At 24.2% G+C, this 20144-nt stretch carries 26 protein-coding genes and 1 pseudogene; 25 read left to right on the top strand and 2 right to left on the bottom strand.

The features are described 5' to 3' along the window. The first annotated feature begins 84 nt into the window (after positions 1–84). The 4 genes from AWT63_RS01610 (at position 85) to AWT63_RS01595 (ending at position 3766) form a co-directional block, all read left to right on the top strand. The gene (locus AWT63_RS01610; protein ID WP_068267940.1) at positions 85–1152 is read left to right on the top strand and encodes a Y-family DNA polymerase; all 1068 of its coding nucleotides are present in this window, start codon (positions 85–87) and stop codon (positions 1150–1152) included. Between the two features lie 227 nt (positions 1153–1379). Continuing rightward, positions 1380–2339: a methionine ABC transporter ATP-binding protein gene (locus tag AWT63_RS01605; RefSeq protein ID WP_068267939.1), complete on the top strand. Its 960-nt coding sequence runs from the start codon at positions 1380–1382 to the stop codon at positions 2337–2339. Continuing rightward, the gene (locus AWT63_RS01600) at positions 2332–2973 is read left to right on the top strand and encodes a methionine ABC transporter permease (protein WP_068267938.1); all 642 of its coding nucleotides are present in this window, start codon (positions 2332–2334) and stop codon (positions 2971–2973) included. Before AWT63_RS01605 ends, AWT63_RS01600 begins: the two co-directional genes overlap by 8 nt. A gap of 1 nt (position 2974) precedes the next feature. Beyond that, positions 2975–3766: a MetQ/NlpA family ABC transporter substrate-binding protein gene (locus AWT63_RS01595; RefSeq protein ID WP_068267937.1), complete on the top strand. Its 792-nt coding sequence runs from the start codon at positions 2975–2977 to the stop codon at positions 3764–3766. Between the two features lie 46 nt (positions 3767–3812). On the opposite strand, the gene AWT63_RS01590 is transcribed toward AWT63_RS01595, so the two are convergent. After that, on the bottom strand, positions 3813–4448 hold the full coding sequence (locus AWT63_RS01590) for a hypothetical protein (RefSeq protein WP_068267936.1): 636 nt from the start codon (positions 4446–4448) through the stop codon (positions 3813–3815). A gap of 780 nt (positions 4449–5228) precedes the next feature. Between AWT63_RS01590 and AWT63_RS06220 the strand changes: the two genes are divergently transcribed. The 6 genes and pseudogenes from AWT63_RS06220 (at position 5229) to AWT63_RS01570 (ending at position 10184) form a co-directional block, all read left to right on the top strand. Then, complete coding sequence (locus AWT63_RS06220; protein ID WP_156414482.1) at positions 5229–5387, top strand: hypothetical protein; 159 nt, start codon at positions 5229–5231, stop codon at positions 5385–5387. Between the two features lie 74 nt (positions 5388–5461). Then, entirely contained in the window at positions 5462–5983 is a 522-nt protein-coding gene (locus AWT63_RS01585; protein WP_068267935.1) for a hypothetical protein, read from the top strand. Positions 5984–6254: 271 nt separating this feature from the next. Further along, positions 6255–6491: an NINE protein gene (locus tag AWT63_RS06560; RefSeq protein ID WP_407921932.1), complete on the top strand. Its 237-nt coding sequence runs from the start codon at positions 6255–6257 to the stop codon at positions 6489–6491. 1020 nt (positions 6492–7511) lie between these two features. Continuing rightward, positions 7512–7958: a thrombospondin type 3 repeat-containing protein gene (locus tag AWT63_RS01580; RefSeq protein ID WP_068267934.1), complete on the top strand. Its 447-nt coding sequence runs from the start codon at positions 7512–7514 to the stop codon at positions 7956–7958. Between the two features lie 457 nt (positions 7959–8415). Next, a pseudogene (locus tag AWT63_RS06080) lies at positions 8416–9671 on the top strand (transposase). Between the two features lie 240 nt (positions 9672–9911). After that, positions 9912–10184 (top strand): hypothetical protein, encoded by a 273-nt coding sequence (locus AWT63_RS01570; protein ID WP_068267932.1) that lies wholly within the window; start codon positions 9912–9914, stop codon positions 10182–10184. 243 nt (positions 10185–10427) lie between these two features. On the opposite strand, the gene rplS is transcribed toward AWT63_RS01570, so the two are convergent. Next, on the bottom strand, positions 10428–10778 hold the full coding sequence (gene rplS, locus AWT63_RS01565) for a 50S ribosomal protein L19 (RefSeq protein WP_068267931.1): 351 nt from the start codon (positions 10776–10778) through the stop codon (positions 10428–10430). A 180-nt stretch (positions 10779–10958) separates the two neighbouring features. Here rplS and mreC point away from each other — a divergent pair, with 180 nt between their 5' ends. The 15 genes from mreC to AWT63_RS01490 all read left to right on the top strand — a co-directional run bounded on the left by mreC (position 10959) and on the right by AWT63_RS01490 (position 20143). After that, positions 10959–11786, top strand: coding sequence for a rod shape-determining protein MreC (gene mreC, locus AWT63_RS01560; RefSeq protein WP_068267930.1), 828 nt, complete (start codon positions 10959–10961; stop codon positions 11784–11786). Position 11787: 1 nt separating this feature from the next. Then, complete coding sequence (locus AWT63_RS01555) at positions 11788–12276, top strand: hypothetical protein (protein ID WP_068267929.1); 489 nt, start codon at positions 11788–11790, stop codon at positions 12274–12276. Then, a complete protein-coding gene (recO, locus tag AWT63_RS01550; RefSeq protein WP_068267928.1) occupies positions 12264–12902 on the top strand; it encodes a DNA repair protein RecO in 639 nt (212 codons plus the stop codon). Before AWT63_RS01555 ends, recO begins: the two co-directional genes overlap by 13 nt. Position 12903: 1 nt before the next feature. Continuing rightward, positions 12904–13365: a PTS sugar transporter subunit IIA gene (locus AWT63_RS01545; protein ID WP_068267927.1), complete on the top strand. Its 462-nt coding sequence runs from the start codon at positions 12904–12906 to the stop codon at positions 13363–13365. Then, positions 13365–13817 carry a transcriptional regulator NrdR gene (gene nrdR / locus AWT63_RS01540; protein ID WP_068267926.1) on the top strand — a complete coding sequence of 151 codons (453 nt, stop codon included), beginning with the start codon at positions 13365–13367 and terminating at the stop codon, positions 13815–13817. The genes AWT63_RS01545 and nrdR overlap by 1 nt, the downstream gene beginning before the upstream one ends. Positions 13818–13829: 12 nt before the next feature. Beyond that, positions 13830–14126, top strand: a complete 297-nt coding sequence (locus AWT63_RS01535; RefSeq protein WP_068267925.1) for an FtsB family cell division protein — start codon at positions 13830–13832, stop codon at positions 14124–14126. After that, positions 14127–14603, top strand: coding sequence for a hypothetical protein (locus AWT63_RS01530; RefSeq protein WP_068267924.1), 477 nt, complete (start codon positions 14127–14129; stop codon positions 14601–14603). Between the two features lie 9 nt (positions 14604–14612). Continuing rightward, positions 14613–15773, top strand: a complete 1161-nt coding sequence (locus AWT63_RS01525) for an ABC transporter permease (RefSeq protein WP_068267923.1) — start codon at positions 14613–14615, stop codon at positions 15771–15773. Positions 15774–15781: 8 nt separating this feature from the next. Next, the gene (locus AWT63_RS01520) at positions 15782–16456 is read left to right on the top strand and encodes an ABC transporter ATP-binding protein (RefSeq protein WP_068267922.1); all 675 of its coding nucleotides are present in this window, start codon (positions 15782–15784) and stop codon (positions 16454–16456) included. Between the two features lie 56 nt (positions 16457–16512). Next, positions 16513–16818: a ribosome hibernation-promoting factor, HPF/YfiA family gene (gene hpf, locus AWT63_RS01515; protein ID WP_068267921.1), complete on the top strand. Its 306-nt coding sequence runs from the start codon at positions 16513–16515 to the stop codon at positions 16816–16818. Positions 16819–16938: 120 nt separating this feature from the next. After that, the gene (locus AWT63_RS01510) at positions 16939–17364 is read left to right on the top strand and encodes a Dps family protein (RefSeq protein WP_068267920.1); all 426 of its coding nucleotides are present in this window, start codon (positions 16939–16941) and stop codon (positions 17362–17364) included. Positions 17365–17646: 282 nt separating this feature from the next. Next, a complete protein-coding gene (gene infC, locus AWT63_RS01505) occupies positions 17647–18180 on the top strand; it encodes a translation initiation factor IF-3 (RefSeq protein ID WP_068267919.1) in 534 nt (177 codons plus the stop codon). A 12-nt stretch (positions 18181–18192) separates the two neighbouring features. After that, a complete protein-coding gene (gene rpmI, locus AWT63_RS01500; protein ID WP_068267918.1) occupies positions 18193–18399 on the top strand; it encodes a 50S ribosomal protein L35 in 207 nt (68 codons plus the stop codon). A gap of 14 nt (positions 18400–18413) precedes the next feature. Next, complete coding sequence (gene rplT / locus AWT63_RS01495; protein ID WP_068267917.1) at positions 18414–18764, top strand: 50S ribosomal protein L20; 351 nt, start codon at positions 18414–18416, stop codon at positions 18762–18764. 71 nt (positions 18765–18835) lie between these two features. After that, positions 18836–20143, top strand: coding sequence for a Na+/H+ antiporter NhaC family protein (locus AWT63_RS01490; protein ID WP_068267916.1), 1308 nt, complete (start codon positions 18836–18838; stop codon positions 20141–20143). Position 20144: the final 1 nt, after the last annotated feature.

Raw genomic sequence — 20144 nt, 5'->3', positions numbered from 1 at the left:
CCGAGGACGCCATTTTTTTTATAGTTTTTTTATTTTATAAAGGTATGTGAAAATATTGTGAGAAAATATTGGTTGCATTATGATATGGACGCTTTTTTTGCATCTATAGAACAAAGAGATAATGAAAATTTAAGAAATAAGCCAATAGCTATAGGTAGGAGTATTGTTACAACTTGTAGTTATGAGGCTAGAAAATATGGGATAAAATCTACTATGCTTATATCTGATGCTAAAAAATTATGTCCTAAATTAATTGTTGTTAATTCAAGAACTCATTATTATTTTGAAGAGGGACATAAAATACAGGGATATATAAAAAAATATTTTCCAAAATCTACTTTTATTTCTTGTGATGAAGGATTTATTGATATATCTGATGTATTATATGAAAGATTTAGTAAGAAACATTTAAATACAAATAAAGAAATGAAAAATGAGATAATTTGTTTTATTCTTTCATTTAAGAAGATTATAAAAGAAAAATTTGGATTAAATTTATCGGCAGGTGTTGGTGAAACAAAAGTTATGGCAAAAATGGCAACTGAGATAAATAAACCAAACGGTATGTATGTTTTTGATACGATTGATGAGTTTATTGAGTATATTTCTAATAAAAAATTAAGCATTTTTCCTGGAATAGGAAAAAAAACTATTGAGTTACTTGCTAGATTAAATATTTATACAACTAACGATTTATTAGATAAATCTAAAAATGAACTTATTGAAATATTAGGTGTAAATAGAGGAAATGAAATTTATGATTTAATAAGAGGAAAATCTTCGTATATATATGAAAGTTTTGAAAATAGATACGAGAAAACATCAATAGGTAAGGAAAAAACGTATTATCAATATGCAGCCGGAGAAATAGAAATTTTAGAAGATATTAAAGAAATTTCAGATATATTGCATAATAAAATATTGAAATATAAACTGTATCCTAAGACATTAGTTGTGAAAATAAAATATACAAATTTTAAAACAATCACAAAATCTAAAACATATGATAATCCATTAGATGAAAACATAAATATATATAGTTTAGCACTGGAAATATTAAATGAAATTGATAAAATAGATGATATACGTTTAGTTGGTCTTACTATGACAAATTTTAATAAAGATAAAATGGACTATTTGAAATTGTTTTAGGATTATATTAAAATTACTTGAAAAAAATTTTATTATACTGTAAAATGAATTAATTGAAATAAAAACGAGGTATTAATATGAAATTTGCAATTACACTAATGATGCATATGTAAATGAAGCTTGTATCAAAGCTAGATGGTACGAGCTAATTTGCGTGTGCCATTGTAATTGTATAAAAAACAATCAGGCACACATAGCCTGATTTTTATTTATAGAAAGGATTTTTTATGATAGAAATATTAAACTTAAAAAAATCATATGAAAATAAAGAAGTACTAAAAGATATCAATTTACACATAAAAAAAGGTGAAATTTTTGGTATAGTTGGATTATCTGGTGCAGGGAAATCTACTTTAATTAGAATGATTAATAGACTTGAAATTCCTGACAGTGGTAAAATCTTAGTAAATGGTCAAGATATATTAAAATTTAGTAATGCTGAGATTATAAATTACAGAAAAAAAACATCAATGATATTTCAACACTTTAATTTATTATCTTCAAGAACAGTTATGCAAAATGTTTTATTACCTTTAGAACTTTCCAGGGAAGTAGATTATAAAAAAGTGGAGGAAGTTTTAAAATTAGTTGAACTATATGATAAAAAAGATAGTTATATAAATAAATTAAGTGGTGGTCAAAAGCAAAGAGTTGCAATTGCAAGAGCGTTAATTACCAATCCATCTATAATTTTATCAGATGAGTCTACATCATCTCTTGACCCTATAATTGCTTCAAATATTTTGGATTTATTAAAAAAAATAAATAAGGAATTAGGCATTACTATAATTTTAATAACACATCAAATGGAAGTTATAAAGAAAATGTGTGATAAAATTGCCGTTTTAAAAAATGGTGAAATTATAGAAAGCGGAGAAACAAAAGATATATTTTTAAAGCCAAAGCATGAATTTACAAGAAGTTTAATAGGTTCATTAACTGAGGAAAATGATATACAAAAAACTTGGATATTACATTTTTTAGGAACAGATGCTAATAAGTCATATATAACAGAAGCATCTAAGCTTTTTGGAATAAATATTAATATACTTGGTGGAAATATTTACACTTTATCTAAAGGTGAAAAAGTAGGTTATTTAAAAGTTCAATTTGAAGCAGAAAATACTGATGAAATTGTATCATGGTTTAAACAAAATATGATAGAAGTGGAGGTTTTATATGGTTAAATCTTTATTTGAAACATTGTATATGATGTTTGTATCAATGTTTTTTGCAAGCATTATAGGTATACCTATAGGAATATCTTTAGTTTTAACAAAAAAACATGGTCTTAAGGAAAATAAGGTGTATTATAAAATAATAGACATATTAATTATTAATTTAACCAGATCTATTCCATTTATAATTCTAATAGTTTTACTTATACCACTATCAAGATTAATTGTAGGTAAATCATATGGTACAACTGCATTTATAATCCCATTATCAATAGCAACAGCTCCTTTTATAGCAAGAATAATTGAAAGTTCTTTAAATGAAGTAGATAATGGTCTTATTGAAATGGGTATTTCTATTGGTGCAACTCCAAAAGATATTGTATTTAAAATATTAATTCCTGAAGCTATGCCAAGTATTATAAATGGTCTTACTTTAACTTTAATTTCACTTATTGCATATACAGCAATAGCAGGTGTTATTGGAGGAGGAGGTCTTGGAAATCTTGCAATTATTGAAGGTTATCAAAGAGGAAATAAAGAGATAATGTATAAATCAACATTAATAATTATAATATTAGTACAGATTATACAATTTTCAGGTTCTAAAATCGTAAAAAATATTAAAAATAAGAGAGGTAAATAATATGAAAAAAATTTTTAAGGGTTTATTAACATTTTTTGCTACTGTTATTTTAGTATCGTGTGGTGCTAAAAATTCTGAAAACAAATTAGTTATTGGTGTATCACCGGTTCCTCATAAAGAATTGGTAGAACTTGTAAAAGATGATTTGAAAGCTCAAGGAATTAATTTAGAAATAGTTGAATTTAATGATTATGTACAACCTAATTTAGCATTAAAAGAAAAAAGTTTAGATGCTAATTTTTTTCAACATGTACCTTATATGGAATCTTTTGGAAAAGAAAATAACATTGATCTTGTAAGTGCAGGAGCTATACATTTGGAACCGTTAAAAATATATTCTGATAAATTAAAAAGTATAGATGAATTAGCTCAAGGAGCACAAGTATTAATTCCCAATGATCCTACAAACCGTGGGAGAGCACTTATATTATTAGAAAATGCAGGTCTTATTACATTAAAGGATAATAAAAAATTAGATTCAAATGTTGAAGATATAGCAGAAAATAAAAAGAATTTATCAATAACAACATTAAATGCTGAACAAATAGGTCCAAGAATTTCTGAAGTTGATATTGCAGTTATAAATACAAATATTGCACTTGCTAGCAAAATTGAAAAAGAAAAAGCTATTTATGTTGAAGGTAAAGATTCACCATATGCAAATATAGTGGCAGTATTAAAAGGTCAAGAAAATAGTGAAAAAATAAAAAAATTAATGAGCGCATTACAATCTGAAAAGGTTAAAAATTATATAAATAAAAAATACAACAAAGAAATAGTACCAGCATTTTAAAAAATTGGGAAGTTAGCAAAATTTGTAACTTCCCTTTGTTTTATATTTAATTTTTATTTTCTTTATACGAAATTTGAGGCTTGATTTCTTCTACAAAATCTCCACCTATTATATATCCTAATCTCAAACCTACTTTTGATGTTAGTTCATGTCCATTATTAGAACTATTATTAGTTTTAGGGGCATATTTACCACCAATAACTATTTCAGATATGAATTTATAAACTTCAAAACCTGCTCCTGCTCCAAAATAAAGACCATGTGTATGATTTTTAAAAGTATTGTCATTCTGTATTTCATTACCATATCCATAACCTAATCTTGTGAATCCATACACTGATTTTGTTTTGTCTCCAGGTCTAAATGAAGCTTTTAACGTTAAATATACAGGTACAAACATTTCTTTACCATTACCATCTCCATGTTTCTTAAAAGCATAATCTGTGTACCCAAAGTTGTATTCTGATCCCAAACCTATTCTAATGGCATCATCTAGTAAACTTATTGGTAAAACTTCTGCACCAACTACAAATCCTCCAGAAGATATACCATTGTGATTGTTAGATGTCTTTAAAAAATCTTCTCTAAAAATATCAATACCGGCTTTTAAAACAATTTCTGTTTGAAAAGCGAAAGAATTAAATATTGCAAAAAACATTACTAAAATTGATAATTTTCTCATAAAATATATCCTCCTATTTTCTATTTTTTCATCAAAAATTTTATGATATGGCATGTTAAATGTCAACGTGAATACGAAAAAAAATCAATAATTAATTTTCAATTATATTTGTTGTAAGTCCAAATAATTAGATTTTATGCCACATGTATTTTTTAAACCTTTGATAAAAAGTTTAGGTGGTTTATAAAATGAAATAGTAAATTTGAAAAGCAATAATATTTAAAAAATTATAGAGTATATATATATTATTTTAGTCACTCTATATTTGTTATCACTGAAGATTTTTATATACAAAAAACTAATAAATAGTGGACTTAAATCATTTTTTTTGATTCATGGTTAGAAATAAAATATAAAGATAATTATTATTTGTAGAAAATTGTTTCACTCTATACATTATATAGAATGATGATTTATAAAAAAAACGGTGAAAAAATGATGTTTTCTACTTATTAATACCAACTATCTTTAATTTTAATGTTATTGACTTTATAAAAAATAAAGCTATAATATTACTTTAATAAATTCTTTAAGGAAAAAATATTATGTTAAAAACTAAAAAAAATTTAATGTTATTAACATTATTATTTATTTCTGGTTTTCATAAGAAACATATTAAGAAAAACAAAAAATTCCTTCAATGATCGGAAACTAGGGAATTTTATTAAGGAATAATATTCTTTTAACACTAAAATCTTATACAAACTGGTAAGATACTATAATAGGAGTAGTTGCAGGAGTTTTTGATTATATAATTGAAGAGGTTAGTGAAAAACATAAATGAAAAATATAGTAATAAGTTTAGTAGTTATATTTGGAATAATTTTATCTGTAATTTTATTTAAAAAAACATCATTATTTGTAGGTTATTGTTTAATTATTATTATAGGAGTTTGTATTCCAATAATTCAAAAAATATTAAAAAATTTCATAAAATAAGGGCTAGATTAATCTAGTTCAATTTTTTATAGAGTATTTTATAATTATATAAAAATGAAAATTAGGAGTGAAAAATGGTAATAGTTGTATTTTTTTTTATAATTATTTATGCTTTAGTATTTGGATTTATATTACAATTTTATTTTGGTAAGTTATTTATAAAATGGGGAGATTTTGTTTTTTTATTTATACTATCTTATAGAACTATTTATAAAATTTTACCTATTCAATATTTATCAAATATTGGTTTTTATTTAATATTATTAACTTTAAATATAAGTATTCTAGTAATATATTATAAATGTTTAAAATTGTTGCATAATAAAATTATGTTACTTTCTACATTATTTAATTATTTAGTATCATTAGTTTTAGTTAGATGTACACTTGGACTAGCGATGTCAAATTTATCATTTTTTGGGTATGGAATGAATTTAGAAAAATATTCAGTTTTTAAAAATATTTTATTAACACCAGTACCGTTAGTAACATTTCCTATAATTAATGAAATTATAACAATTATAATAACACTTGTAGGAGCATTCTTCATAGCTATGATCAGATTAGAAGAATTTGAAGATTATAATAATATATGAAGAGTCAATTGAAAAAAGAGAGCTGAGTAAAGATTTAAGATAAAATAAAAAAGAAGTAAAAAATCTGAAAATAGAATTTTAGATATGGTGAATTTGTTTTAGATGAATTTAAACAAATAAATTTTGATGAAGAATATGGTATTATACCTACGATAATTATATTTTTTTATAGAAATTAATGAATGATATAACCCTTTTCACTTGACTTTTTCTGGGGGGGGGGGTTATATTATTTAACAAAAAAGGAGAGATTTAGTATGGAAGAAAAAAGATACAGCAAATTAGGTTATATTTTAGCTGGATTTTTTTAGGTTTATTTGGAATTCATAGCTTTATAGCTGGAAAACCATTACAAGGGATATTGTTTATTATTTTTACAATATTAGGTTCTTTATTATCAGTAATTGGAATAGGATTTTTAATTTTTAGTATAGAAGGATTAATTGTTTTAATTCAAATTATAATGGCAGCATGCAAAAAATCAGATCAATATGGAACAATAAGATAAATCTTTTATTTGATTTTTTGTTAAATTTTAAATTGCTAATAGAAGTATTTTAGTTATTTTTTTATTAAAAATACTGATAATATAGAAAAAGTCCAGAAATACTGGACTTTTATCATTTTGTTTGATTTTATTATTTTTTATTTTCTAATTTCTTTAAGACTTGAAAATTTATTTGGTATATTACAAAATCCTTATAAAGTACAGCTTTTCATTAAATTTTGTAAAATAATGCAGTTTATTAGGTAATTTTAAAAAATATTATCATATTTTAATATTATAAATTTGTTGTAGATATTAAATATTTTTGGTTGTATGCTGTTACCAATTTGTTAGAATTGCATTTAAAACAAACAAGAAATTTTAAATCATGTATAATAATATTTTTATAACTAACAAAAAAGGACAGTTGCAGCTGCCCTTTTTTGCTTATAATTTTAATATGAAATTATTGGAAATGCTAATAAAAGCAGAATTAAAATTATGATAATTATCCATTTGAATGACATAATTACACCCCCCTTTCAGGAATGGACTCTTGTATTATACCACAAAATAAAAAAAGGAGAGACTGCAATCTCTCTTTTAATATGTCATTTATGTCATTCAAATTTTTTTATGTTTAACAAGATATTCTTGTGCTTTTATTATATACTTATTTTTAAAAATAAGCAATACTTTTTTTAAATTTTCAGATTAAATAATAAGTAAAATATTTTTTTGTAGAAATAAAAAATATATAAAAAGTAGAAAGAAATTTATAACTTATGAAGAAATTAGAGAAATTATTACTAGAATATAAAAAACTAAAAGGAAGTAAATTTGTTGCAATAAGTAGAAAGTAAAGAACACATCATTTAATAACATTAGGAACTTTATTTGAGTTTGCTGCAATACAAGAGGAAAACACAGATTTACTTTTGGGGATTATTTTAGGTTTTTATGATTTAAATGAGGATGAAAAAGAGAAACTGAAATTAAAAACAACAATATTTAAAAATAAGAGAAAGGAGATGTTATTTAATGAATAGAAGTTTTGAAAATGCAGATTTAGAAGAGAAAGGAGAAATATTTTCAACAATTTTTAATAAAAATAAAGAAGAATTTAGTTTAGAAAAAGAGTTGCTAATATTAAATGTTGCAGTTGAAAGATTAACTAAAATTAGAGAAGCTATTTCTAAAAATAACAAGATTGAAATTTCAGGAGAAAATGAAAATTCTATATTCTTAAAAGAAGTTATTCAAAAAATGGATGAATTAATTGAAAAATTAGAAAGAAGAATTGAAATAGAATTAGCATATGAAAAAAATCAGGAATTAAATAAAAATTTTGATGGAGACGGTTTACCAAACAGAGAAGAGCTTATACTTGGGACAAATCCGTATAGTTATGACACTGATATGGATGGAATAATAGATTCAAAAGATAAAAAACCTAATATTAAAGATGAGAATGAAAAGGGGAGATAGCCACATTATATAGAGTGAATGAAAGAACAAGGACAATTTGGATATATTTAGTCTTGAATTATATAATAAACGGTTGTATTTCTAATTTTAGAAATGAGCTAATGGGTCGTGCATACCTATCCCTGTGTCCAACTGAGGGGTCAGAAATATCAGATGGCTAGCGAAAAATGCATTACCGTTTTTTATCCTTTCGGTAGACTTTAATGCTAGTGGGTACAGTATTGTACAAAAAGCAGTAAAAGGGTTTATACATTATAAAAATTAGTATTTATTTGGGAGTTGTTGCAAAGTGAGTCCCCAAAATGAAGCAAAAATTTAAGCTTCCTTTTTTTTACAAAAAAAGGCACAAAATCCCAACAAAACCTAGTGAAATCAAGGCTTTTATGGTATAATGTACCCATGAAAAACGTATCTCATTTTAAACTAAATTTTGAAATAATTCAACCTAAACTTTCCAATTTTGATACGTTTTGAAATCCCTAACAATGATCCTGTAGTGCAACTTAAAAATATTTTGGAGGCGTTAGATTTAAGTTCTTTAAATAATGTATTTCACTACAAAACTAAAGTTCATCCTGTTAAGCTTCTCTCTGTTATCATCTATGCTTTTTCTAATAAAATTACTTCTACTAGAGAAATTGAAAGACTTTGTAAAGAAAATATTAAATATATGTATTTTCTTGATGACTGTAAAGCTCCAGACCATACAACAAAAAATGCAGTAATATTATAGAAGATATTTTCATTAAGTTTACTAATGAATTAATTAGAAGAAATGGTATATCAACAAATACTATCTACATTGATGGAACTAAAATAGAAACATATGCTAATAGATATAGTTTTGTTTGGAAGAAAGCAGTAATTAAAAATTATACTAAATTAAGTAATAAAATTAATAATTTAATAAGTTATACAAACAGTTATTACTCAAAAAATTTTAAATCACTTAATGGAATATTATCTTTTTTATCAAGTAAAAATATTAAACAAGTTTTTGGAAAAGGACATAAAAAAACAATAGAACAAAAAATATTAGAAAAGTCAAAACAGTTCATAGAAAAGAGTATAGAATATGATAAATATTTAAAAACATGTGGAGAAAGAAACAGTTATTCTAAAACAGATAAAGATGCAACCTTTATGAGAAATGGTCAATTAAAACCTGGGTATAATTTACAAATAGGAGTAAGTAGTGAGATAATAGTTGGTTGTAAAGTATTTAGTAATCCAACAGATGTTAAAACACTAATACCCTTTTTAAAACATTTAAAATCAAATAATGTTAAATTAAATAATATAGTAGCAGATTCAGGTTATGAGAGTTTTGAAAATTATGAATATATTGATAATAATAATATGGTGTCATATATAAAGCCTGTATTGTATGAAAAGAGTAAGAGTAAAAAATTTAAAAATGATTTAAATAGAACTGAAAATTTAATATATTATAGTTTTAATAATACTCTTAAAAGAAAAGATGGTATAGAATTAATATATGTAAAGGATTCAAAAAGAAAGAATCAGGTAGAGGGAGCATTTGGAATAATAAAGGAGAGTTTAAAGTTAAGAAGGTTAAAAGTTAGAGGAAAAGAGAATGTAGAAAGAGAAATATATTTTCTATTAATGGGCTATAATTTAAAAATACATATGCAAAAGATAAATAGGAATAGATATGGGATAATACTGCATAAATTAAAAGAAGAAGCGTAAGAAATGATGTATGCTCTAGTTTTTTTGTGCAAAAAATATTATTAAAAGAAGAAACTCGCAATCCAATAGTATGATTACGAGTTTTTTTGATGAGGTAAAGCATTTTAACATAAAAAAATTCACTTGAATTTTTTATGTTTGCAACAGCTCCTTATTTTTTTCTTAGAAGAGTTTTAAAGTGCTGTTTTATGGTGCTTTTTACCAGTCTATATAATGTATAGAGTGGTAGGTGGATAAGCTATGTTTTGGACAATTTGGACAGCATATTTTTTACTAGTAATATTTTTAATCGATGACGTCGCCATTATAGGAAGTGTAATATATTCCATAAAATATGGAGTAGATATAGGAAAGCCGTTGTTATGTATGATTCCAGTATACATATTTATTATCATAAAAAAAATAGTTATATCAAACTTAAAAAAAAGAAAAAAGAAAAAAGCAGAAAAAAAAGTAGAAAAAGAGCATAAAGAATGGCTAGAAACAAGATATAAAGATAATGATTATTGGTAGAAAATAAATTAGAATATATTTTTTGAAAAGCAGTTTTAAAGTACTATAAAACAGTATTTTAAACAATTATACATTTGGAATGTATTTGTTACCATTATGTTGCCAGTGTGTTACCATTAAGTTACCAATAGAAGTATATTAGCTATTTTTTTAACTAAAAATACTGATAATTTTAAAATATTAGTATATAGAAAAAGTCCAGAAATACTGGACTTTTATCATTTTGTTTAATTTTATTATTTTTTATTTTCTAATTTCCTTAATACGAGCTGCTTTTCCTGATAATTCTCTTAAGTAGTAAAGTTTAGATCTTCTTACTTTACCAATTCTCTTAACTTCAATTTTGTCAATTAAAGGAGAATTCATAGGAATTATTCTTTCAACTCCTATACCAGAAGAAACTTTTCTTACAGTGAAATTTCTAGCTATTGTAGCTCCAGAGATTCTTATTACAATACCTTCAAAAACTTGGATTCTTTCTTTGTTTCCTTCTTTTACTTTGTAGTGAACAGCAATAGTATCTCCAGCTTTAAATTGAGGTATTTCTGTTTTAAAATAATCTTTTTCAACTATTTCAATTAACTTCTCTTTCAAAAATATACACTCCCTTCATTATAAAGTGTTCATATCATATATAATGCAGCGGACCACTTCGGTATTACGAATAATATTAACATATTTGAAATCATAAAGTCAATGGTTTATATAAAATTTGATTAAGATAGTTTATTATGATATAATTATAATGATTTACATGATATGAAAGTAGGGAGTATGAATAGAAATAGCAAGAGAAAGAGAATAGCTAAAATTATAAAAATATTAATAGTTGTTATTTTGATTTTTTTTATAAAAAAGCCGATTTCTAATGGATTTACATTTTTGAAAAATCAAGTTGTAAAATTAAATTATAAAATGGTTGATTATAAATCAAATATATATGACAAGACAATAAAATTTAGAGATAAGATTTTACTTATTTCTTCACTTGATAAATATATTGATGATAATAAAAAATTAGTTGAAACCATTAATAAACAAAAATTAGAACTTTCAAAACTTGAAAATCTAAAAATTGAAAATGAAAATTTTAGAAGAACGTTAGATTTAAAAGAAAAGGAAAATTATAATACAATAACAGCGGAAATAAAATTAGTTGAAACGCTAAATGATGATGTTATATACTTATCAAAAGGTAGCAAAGATGGAATAAAACTAAATCAGGCTGTAATGTATTTAGGGAACTTTATAGGGGTAATTTCTAATGTAAGCGAAGAGTACTCAGAAGTTAAGCTTATTACGAATGCACAATCAAAAATTAGTGTTATATTAAATGATAAAGATGTGGCAATTATAAGGGGAAATGGAAATGGAACATTTTCTGTAAGAAATTATAATAATGATATAGATAATAATGAAGCCCTTATATTTGATATTAAAACATCAGGGATTAGTGACATTTTACCTGCAAATTTAAATATAGGAAGTTTTAAAGTAATAGATAAAGGTTATTTTTCAAGAACAAAGGAATTAGTTTTTAGACCTACATATAATGTGAATAAAATAAAAGTAGTATTACTTATTAAAAAGGAAGAGATATAAAATGAAAACAAAAATTATACTTGCAATGCTTCTTTTTCAAATTAATGTATTTTCAATAGGATTTGTGAATAAAAATTTTAATGCTGTTATAACGGAAACAACTAAAAATAAAGTTAAAGAATATAAAATAAAATATACACAGGATAAAATAACATTGGAAGTATTAAAGCCTGATTTAAATAAAGGTGAAATTTATACTTACTTTGGAAATAAAAAATACATATATTATAAATTACTTGATCAAACAGTGGAACAAACATTAACAAGTGTAGATTCGGATATAATATTTATATTGAAAGAAATAAGAAGTATAAAAGAAAATAAAAATGTAGTAATAAATAATAAACAATTTTTTGTATCTGATAACAATGTTCAAAAAATAGTTGGTAAAGGTTATGAAGTTGAATTTAAATATAATAAAGATAAAATGCCTGAAAAAATAACAGTTAAAAGTGATAATGGAAATACTGAATTTGTATGGAAATATTAGAAGATGAAGCAATAATATTAAAAAAAATTAATGTAAATGAATCAAATGTTGTAATTACTATGCTTACAAAAAATCATGGTAAGATAAACGCAATAATTTATGGAGTTAGAGCATCAAATAAAAGAGAAAAAATGAGTTTAAATCCAATAAGCAATGTAAATATAACATTACAACATAGAAATAATGATTATGTAATAAAAGATTATTCAATGAAAAATTTAAATAAAAATATATATAAAACTATAGAAAAGCTAGAAATTTCTTTATATGCCATCTATGTTATAAATAAAATAACAGAATATAATATAGTTGAAAGTGGAATATATATTAAATTAATTGAAATATTAAATTATGTTAATGATTTGGATACCAAAGAAATAAAAAAAGAAAATTTTGTTTCATATATTTTAGTTATATTTTTAAGAAGAATGATGATAGAGCTTGGTATTTTTGATAAAAAAATATTAGAATCAAAAAAATTAAAAGATTTTAATAATGAATATATACAAAATAAAGATATACAAGTAATTAATTTTTATCCGTTATTAAGAAAATATGAAAAATATATTAATGATTACTTGGATATTGATATAAATTATAATCAAATTGTAATGGGAGAGTTGTAGTATGAAAAAAGTTGCATCTTATTTAAAATTAAACGCTGTAGAACTAAATTTAGAGTCTATCGATAAAAAAGGAGTATTAAAAGAATTATTTGGTAAATTAAGTTCTGCGGAAGAAATAATTGATGAAGAATTATGTTTTAAAGATTTAATGGATAGAGAAAAATTAGGAAGCACAGGAATAGGAAAAGGAGTTGCTGTTCCACATGCTAAAACAAAAGGTGTAAAAGAATTAATAATGACTTTAGGAATATCAAAAAATCCTATATCTTATGATTCAATTGATAATGAAGATGTAAATATATTTTTTATGTTTTTATCTCCTGTTGAATTATCTCAAGAGTATTTAATAATACTTGCAAGAATATCAAGATTTATAAGAGACGATGTATTTAGAAAACAATTACTTAATGCTAAGACTTCTAATGAAATATTTGAAATATTGGAAGCAAAGGAAATACAATAATGAAATGTGTTTTTTGTAAAAATGATGATACAGCAGTTTTAGATTCACGATTAGCAGAAAATAATATTGTTAAAAGAAGAAGAATATGTAAAGAATGCGGAAAAAGATTTACAACTTTTGAAAGAGTTGAATTGCCGCCAATAACTGTTATAAAAAAAGATGATAGCAGAGTACCTTTTGATAGAGAAAAAATATTCAAAGGTATTGAAAGATCACTTGTAAAAAGACAATACAATCCGGATATTATAATAACAATTATTGATAATATTGAAAACGAAATAAGAGAAGTTCATAATCGAACGATAACAACTACAAAAATAGGTGAAATGATTTTAAAGGAATTACTTAATATAGACGAAGTTGCTTATGTTCGTTTCGCTTCGGTTTATAATGAATTTGAAAATTTAGATAGTTTTATTGAAATAATAAATCATATTAAAAATAATAAATAGTAGAAGGATGATATGAAAACAAAAATTAAAAGTTTAATTATTTTTCTTTTTGGTATTTTAATGTTTTTTGTTTTTATTGTACCCATTTTTTCTAAACAAAAACAAATAATAGAAGAAAAGAAAAAACATAAAGAATTACAACAACTAGTAGAAAATGAGAAAATAAAAAAGAAAAAATTAGAAGAAGAAATAGAACAAAGCAATAAAAATGAAAATGTAGAGAAAATAGCAAGAGAAGAATTAAATATGAAAAAAGAAGGAGAAAGAATTTATAAAGTAATTGACGAGGAAAATAAGGAGGAAAAGTAATTGAATTTAGAAGACTTTTTAGAAAAAATAAAAAAATGTGATGTTGATATGTCCAAATCATATAAATTTAGACTTTCAAATTCATATTTTATAAAATCCATTATTTTTATTATATCAATAATAATTCTTTCAACGTATAATATTTATTCATATTGGAGCAAAAAAAATATTTTAGCATTAACTTTATTTGGGATCATTACAATATACATATGTTACTATATTTTCGAATTGTTTAGTTATAATATCAGTATAAAAGATAATAAGTTAATTGTAAAAAAAAATTTAAAGATAAATTTAAAAGAAGTTAAAAGTTTAAAGATTTTGCCTTTTACTAAAGTTGGAGTTAAGGTATATCGTAATTGTCTTGAAATAATAACTAATGAAAATAAAAGATATATAATTAGTCTTGATATTTCAAATAAATATAATTTTGTTGCTTTGATTTCAAAAATTGCAGACATTGAAGTTACATTATAGGAGTGTTTTATGGTAAGTTTATTTATTGCATATAGACATATAAGAGAAAGAAAGTTTCAATCAATAGTTTCAATAATTGGGGTATCACTTGCTCTAATTGTTTTTTTTACATCACTTAGTATTTCAAACGGGTTAAAAAGAAATACAATAAATTCAATTTTAAGCTTAAATCCACACATTAGTGTAATGATTGATACTCAAAAAGAAGGTAAATATAAAGAAATAATTGATAAAATACAAAAAATTGATAAAGAAAATATAAAAGATGTAGTTAAAAGAGTTTCAATTCAAGGATTTGTCAAAGCTAAAAATAATGTAGTAGTACCTCTTATTACAGGTATTGAAGATGAAAAAATAAATTTAAATATTATAAAAACATCAAAACATCTTAGCAAAAATGAACCTTATGCAATAGTGGGTGAAAAATTTGCACAAAATAATGATGTAGATGTAGATAATTATATAAATGTAGTAACAGTAGATGGTAAAGAAATAAGATTAAAAATTAGTAAAATTTTTAAAACAGGATTTTTACCATATGATCAAAATTTTGTTATAATACCTGTAAATATAGGACAAATTTTACTTGAAAAAGGAGATGTAATTGAAACTCTTGAAGTTAAAGTTAAAGATCCTAGCGATATTAAAAGTATAAAGAAAATAATAAATAAAATAAATATGATAGATGAAAAAGTTTTTTCATATTCTTGGGCTGATGAAAATAAAAATCTTTTAAGTGCAATAGAATTTGAGGAGTTTATACTTGTAGTAATATTAAGTATGTTATTTATTATAGCAAGTTTTGGGGTTTCTGTAATATTAAATATGTCTGTAAGAGAAAAGACAACAGATATTGGAATTTTAAAAGCCTGTGGATATAAAGATAAAACTATACTTAAGATTTTTGTTTTAGAAGGTGTAATACTTGGTGTAACAGGTATGATTATATCTGCAATATTAACGCCAATTGTATTAAAAATATTAAGTCTTTTATCAAACAGTTATCTTACAAAAACTTATTATATTTCAAAATTACCAATAAGTATAAGTGTTAAGGAAGTAGTTTTAATATATACTGTGTCGCTTATAGTAATACTGCTTGCTTCAATATTACCTGCAAGAAAAGCTGCAAAAATGGATCCTACAAACGCTATAAGGTTTAATTCATAGGAGGAAAAATGCAAACATTATTAAGACTTGAAAATGTTACTAAAATATATAAGACAAATGTAGAAGAAATAAAAATACTTGATAATATAAACATGGCAATTGAAGAAGGAGATTTAGTTTCAATACAAGGTAAATCAGGAAGTGGGAAAACGACACTGCTTAATATTTTAGGACTTTTAGATAGTGATTTTCAAGGTAAAATATATATAAATGAAAAAATACCTGAAAATATCAATGAAGCAGAACTTAGAAGCGAAAATATAGGTTTTGTTTTTCAATTTCATTATTTACTTGCTGAATTTACAGCACTTGAAAATATAATGTTACCTGCACTTGAAAGAGGAAAATATACAAAAAAAGAAATTGAGCAAAAAGCAATGGAACTTTTAGATTTAGTTGGTTTAGAAAATAGAGCAAAACACTATCCAAATGAATTATCAGGTGGTGAAAAACAAAGAATTGCTATTGCAAGAGCATTAATTAATGATCCTCAAATAATACTTGCAGATGAACCTACAGGAAATCTTGATGAATATAACAGCAAAAAAATAAATGATTTATTCTTAAAAATAAATAAAGAAAAGAAACAAAGTATTATTATAGTTACTCATAGTAAAGAATTAGCAGATATAGCTAAAATTAAATATAAAGTTGAGAACTATAAATTAGTTAAATTTAATTGACAATCATATATTGTGGGGGGTATAATTTAGTATACAAGATGAAGGGGAGTGTTCTTATGAATATCATTATTAGTGGTCAACATTTAAAAATAACAGATCCTATTAGAGAGTATGCTGAGGAAAAATGTAAGAAGATAGGAAAATATCTTGAAAACATTACAGAGGTTCATGTAATGCTTACAGTTGAAAAAACAAAATCTGAAGGTCCAATTCATAAGGCAGATGCAACAATATATGCTACTGGAAAAAAAATTAGAATAGAAAGTGAAGATAAAGACTTATACGCTGCTATTGACGGTATGGCAGATAAAATGGAAAGACAAGTTAGAAAATATAAAGAAAAAATGAAAGAGAAAAAATAAATAAAAGTGCCCAATACTAATGTGTTGGGTATTTTTAGCTATTGACATATAAATATAATTATAATATAATAAATTGTAATGAATACAAATTTAAAACTAGAATAAAAAAGGAGAGTAAATATGGAAAAAAGATTAAATCAATTTTTAGCAGACTTAACAGTATTATCTAAAAAAGTACAAAATTATCATTGGAATATAAAGGGGCATGGTTTCTTTTCAATTCATGCTAAATTAGATGAAATATATGAGCAATTAAATGAAGAAATAGATGTTATTGCAGAAAGAATATTAGCTTTAGGTAATAGACCTTTATCTAGTCTTAAAGAATATTTAGAAATTGCAAATATAAAAGAAGCAACAAGTACTGAGATAGATATAGATAGTGCATTAAATTCATTAAAAGAAGATGTATCATATATTATATCAAGTGCAAAAGAAATAAAAGTATTAGCTGATGAAAAAAATGATTATGGAACATCATCAATAATAGATAATTTCATAGTGGAATATGAAAAATTAAATTGGATGCTAAGAGTAGCCAGATAAATAATAGCTGTAAAATAATGACATACTCGTTATTTTACAGCAATTTTATTAAACGAAAAAATGCTATAAATAAAAAATATTGACAAATACTAAAAAAAAGTGTAGAATCAGAAAGAATTGAATAATTTGTTGAAGAAGAAATATTGTTTTCTCACCTTTCCATAATTGAATGAGTTAGGTTATGTAGTATTTATTACAAGAATTTTTTTGTTCTTGTAATGTTTTTAAGCTATTTGAGAAACAAGATTTATATCTTGTTTTTTTATTAGTATTATTTAGGAGGTGTTCTGTATTAAAGGAACTAATAAATCTGATGGTGTAAGAGTAAATGAAAAAATCAGATGCAGAGAAATAAGAGTTATTGGAGAAGATGGGGAAAGTCTAGGTGTTATGACACCAAGTGAGGCTTTGGAAATGGCTAATGAACAAAATTTGGATTTGGTAGAAATATCACCAAATGCTGAACCACCAGTATGTAAAATAATGAATTACGGTAAATTTAGATATGAAAAAACTAAAAAAGATAAAGAAAATAAGAAAAAACAAAAGAATATCGTAATAAAAGAATTGAGAATAAAGCCACATATTGATGACCATGATATGCAAACAAAAGTAACTCAAATTAATAAATTTCTTGAAAAGGAATATAAAATTAAAGTAAGTTTAAGATTATCAGGTAGAGAAAAACAACATATAGACACAGCTATAAAAATCTTAGATGAAATGGCACAATTATTTGAAGAAAATGCTATTGTAGAGAAAAAGTATGGAAAAGAACAAATACAAAAATTCATATTAATATCACCTAAAAAATAAGGAGGAAAATTTATGCCTAAGATGAAAACACATAAAGGAGCAAAAAAGAGAATAAAAGTAACAGGAAGCGGAAAATTTGTTATAAGACACTCAGGGAAAAGCCATATATTAACTAAAAAATCTCATAAGAGAAAGAAACACTTAGGAGATGACTATGTAATTTCAGGTGGAGCAGCAGAAAAAGTTGCAAAATTATTGGTTACAAGTAAAGGAAGATAGGAGGAGATTAAAATATGTCAAGAGTAAAAACTGGAATAATAAGAAGAAAAAAACATAAGAAAATATTAAAAGAAGCAAAAGGATATAAAGGAACAAGAAAAACTAACTTTAAAAAAGCAAGTGAAGCTGTAAGAAGAGCTATGGCGTTCGCAACAGAACATAGAAAATTAAAGAAAAGAACAATGAGAGAGTTATGGATAATTAGAATTAATGCGGCAGCAAGATTAAATGGTATCTCATATTCTAAATTTATGAATGGATTAAAGAAATTAGAAATAGAGTTAGACAGAAAAGTATTAGCTGATTTAGCAGTAAATAACGCAACAGAATTTGCAAGCTTAGTTGAAAAAGTAAAAAGTCTATAATAAATATTAGATAGGGGGTTTTTAAAACCCCTTTTTATTAATTTAATCTATAATATTTGAAAGGTGTAATCATGGAAAAAAGTAATAAACACTATAATTTGGGAGCAATAGCATTTATACCATTATTAGTATTCCTATTTCTCTATATAGGTTCAGGCTTGTATTTTACTTATGCAGGTTATGAAAAAGCGTTTAGTTATTTTCCAAGACAAGTTGCATTAATGTTTGGAATTGTAACAGCAATGTTGTTAAACCCAAAAGTAAAATTAAATGAAAAAATAAATGTATTTAGTGAAAATGCAGGAAATAAAGGTGTAATACTAATAGGTATAATATATTTATTAGTCGGTGGATTTCAAGGTGGAGCAAAAGCAATTGGTGGTGTAGATTCAGTAGTAAATTTAGGGTTAGCATTTATACCATCACAATTTTTAATACCTGGTGTATTTATAATAAGTTGTTTAATATCAACAGCAATAGGCACATCAATGGGAACGATAGCAGCAGTTGCCCCGATAGCAATAGGAGTTGCAGAATCTGCAAATATAAATGTTGCTATAGCTTGTTCTGCTGTAATAGGTGGAGCGTATTTTGGAGATAATCTGTCTATAATATCAGATACAACTATTTCAGCAACACAAGGTGTTGGTGCAGAAATGAAAGATAAATTTAAAATGAATTTTTTAATTGCATTACCTGCTGCAATACTGGCACTTTTCCTATACTATATCATTGGGTCAAAAGGAGAAATAGTAAATGCAGGAACTTACAGTATAATAAAAACAATACCTTATATAATTGTATTAGTTACAGCTATTATTGGATATAATGTATCCGCAGTATTATTTATAGGTATAATCTTTACAGGTATTATAGGATTTGCAACAAGAAGTATAAGTTTTTTTGACTGGTTAAAAGCAGTAGGTAACGGGATGGAATCCGTGATGGGTATTACAGTAGTTGCAATACTAATTTCTGGATTAATAGGTTTAATAAAATTTTATGGTGGAACACAGTGGCTAATTGAATCTATAACTAGTAAAATAAAAAATAGAAAAGGTGCTGAATACGGAATAGGATTTTTATCAGGATTACTTTCAATAGCATTAGTTAATAATACAATAGCCATAATAATATCAGCTCCTCTAGCAAAAGAAATTGGAGAAAAATATAATATATCAAAGAGAAGATTAGCAAGTTTATTAGATATATTTGCTTGTGCATTTTTAGCTCTTTGTCCATATGATGGAGGTATGCTAATAGTAACAGGACTTGCAAATGTGTCACCCATAGAGGTATTAAAATATTCTTTTTATATTTTTTCTTTAATATTTTTTACAATATTAACTATACAATTTTGCAAAAAAGAAAGAGGATAAA

Source organism: Caviibacter abscessus (assembly GCF_001517835.1).
In the GTDB taxonomy this organism is placed as follows: Bacteria; Fusobacteriota; Fusobacteriia; order Fusobacteriales; family Leptotrichiaceae; genus Caviibacter; species Caviibacter abscessus.
Note: the sequence above shows the minus strand (reverse complement) of the source record. Positions and strands in the feature narration are given on the sequence as shown.

Bases quoted from the DNA above. Each gene is read 5' to 3' on its own strand.
- AWT63_RS01610 (WP_068267940.1), top strand. From the start codon at position 85: ATGGACGCTTTTTTTGCATCTATAGAACAAAGAGATAATGAAAATTTA.
- AWT63_RS01605 (WP_068267939.1), top strand. From the start codon at position 1,380: ATGATAGAAATATTAAACTTAAAAAAATCATATGAAAATAAAGAAGTA.
- AWT63_RS01600 (WP_068267938.1), top strand. From the start codon at position 2,332: ATGGTTAAATCTTTATTTGAAACATTGTATATGATGTTTGTATCAATG.
- AWT63_RS01595 (WP_068267937.1), top strand. From the start codon at position 2,975: ATGAAAAAAATTTTTAAGGGTTTATTAACATTTTTTGCTACTGTTATT.
- AWT63_RS01590 (WP_068267936.1), bottom strand. From the start codon at position 4,448: ATGAGAAAATTATCAATTTTAGTAATGTTTTTTGCAATATTTAATTCT.
- AWT63_RS06220 (WP_156414482.1), top strand. From the start codon at position 5,229: ATGAAAAATATAGTAATAAGTTTAGTAGTTATATTTGGAATAATTTTA.
- AWT63_RS01585 (WP_068267935.1), top strand. From the start codon at position 5,462: ATGGTAATAGTTGTATTTTTTTTTATAATTATTTATGCTTTAGTATTT.
- AWT63_RS01580 (WP_068267934.1), top strand. From the start codon at position 7,512: ATGAATAGAAGTTTTGAAAATGCAGATTTAGAAGAGAAAGGAGAAATA.
- AWT63_RS01570 (WP_068267932.1), top strand. From the start codon at position 9,912: ATGTTTTGGACAATTTGGACAGCATATTTTTTACTAGTAATATTTTTA.
- mreC (WP_068267930.1), top strand. From the start codon at position 10,959: ATGAATAGAAATAGCAAGAGAAAGAGAATAGCTAAAATTATAAAAATA.
- AWT63_RS01555 (WP_068267929.1), top strand. From the start codon at position 11,788: ATGAAAACAAAAATTATACTTGCAATGCTTCTTTTTCAAATTAATGTA.
- recO (WP_068267928.1), top strand. From the start codon at position 12,264: ATGGAAATATTAGAAGATGAAGCAATAATATTAAAAAAAATTAATGTA.
- AWT63_RS01545 (WP_068267927.1), top strand. From the start codon at position 12,904: ATGAAAAAAGTTGCATCTTATTTAAAATTAAACGCTGTAGAACTAAAT.
- nrdR (WP_068267926.1), top strand. From the start codon at position 13,365: ATGAAATGTGTTTTTTGTAAAAATGATGATACAGCAGTTTTAGATTCA.
- AWT63_RS01535 (WP_068267925.1), top strand. From the start codon at position 13,830: ATGAAAACAAAAATTAAAAGTTTAATTATTTTTCTTTTTGGTATTTTA.
- AWT63_RS01525 (WP_068267923.1), top strand. From the start codon at position 14,613: ATGGTAAGTTTATTTATTGCATATAGACATATAAGAGAAAGAAAGTTT.
- AWT63_RS01520 (WP_068267922.1), top strand. From the start codon at position 15,782: ATGCAAACATTATTAAGACTTGAAAATGTTACTAAAATATATAAGACA.
- hpf (WP_068267921.1), top strand. From the start codon at position 16,513: ATGAATATCATTATTAGTGGTCAACATTTAAAAATAACAGATCCTATT.
- AWT63_RS01510 (WP_068267920.1), top strand. From the start codon at position 16,939: ATGGAAAAAAGATTAAATCAATTTTTAGCAGACTTAACAGTATTATCT.
- rpmI (WP_068267918.1), top strand. From the start codon at position 18,193: ATGCCTAAGATGAAAACACATAAAGGAGCAAAAAAGAGAATAAAAGTA.
- rplT (WP_068267917.1), top strand. From the start codon at position 18,414: ATGTCAAGAGTAAAAACTGGAATAATAAGAAGAAAAAAACATAAGAAA.
- AWT63_RS01490 (WP_068267916.1), top strand. From the start codon at position 18,836: ATGGAAAAAAGTAATAAACACTATAATTTGGGAGCAATAGCATTTATA.